Genomic DNA, 736 nt, shown 5'->3' with positions numbered 1-736 from the left:
GTCCTCAAGCCCTCGGACACCACCCCGGCCTCCACGGTTCTGATCGCCGAGATCATCGGCGGTGTCCTGGAGGAGCTGTCGCTGCCCCGCGGACTCTTCAACGTGGTCTGCGGTGACCGTGAGACCGGCCGTCTGATGGTGGAGCACCCGACCCCCGCGATGGCGTCCATCACCGGTTCTGTACGCGCCGGCATCCAGGTCGCCCAGAGCGCGGCCAAGGACGTCAAGCGGGTCCACCTGGAGCTCGGAGGCAAGGCCCCGGCGGTGATCTTCGAAGACGCGGATCTGGCGAAGGCGGTCGAGGACCTGGTGATCGGCGGCTTCTTCAACGCCGGGCAGGACTGCACGGCCGCGACCCGCGTCCTGGTCCACGAGTCGGTCCACGACGAGTTCGTCGCCGCCCTCGCCAAAGCCGCGGCCGACACCAGGACCGGGTCGCCGGATGACGAGGACGTGCTGTACGGACCGCTGAACAACGCGGGCCAGCTCGCCCAGGTCAGCGGGTTCATCGAGCGCCTCCCCGAGCATGCCAGGATCGAGGCGGGCGGCCACCGGGTCGGCGAGCAGGGCTACTTCTACGCCCCGACCGTGGTCTCCGGCCTCCGGCAGGACGACGAGATCATCCAGAACGAGGTCTTCGGCCCGGTCATCACCGTCCAGTCCTTCACGGACGAGGCCCAGGCCGTGCGGTACGCCAACGGCGTCGACTACGCGCTGGCCTCCTCGGTGTGGACCA

1 protein-coding gene is annotated in these 736 nt (G+C 69.3%); it reads left to right on the top strand.

Going from position 1 to position 736, the window contains the following annotated elements; genetic code table 11:
- Positions 1-736, top strand: a 736-nt coding sequence (locus GT030_RS21015; protein ID WP_161202430.1) for an aldehyde dehydrogenase family protein, incomplete at both ends; no start/stop codon positions are given.

Source organism: Streptomyces sp. SID1328 (assembly GCF_009865595.1).
GTDB classification, from domain to species: domain Bacteria; phylum Actinomycetota; class Actinomycetes; order Streptomycetales; family Streptomycetaceae; genus Streptomyces; species Streptomyces griseoluteus.
This window is presented reverse-complemented; position numbering and strand designations above follow the sequence as displayed.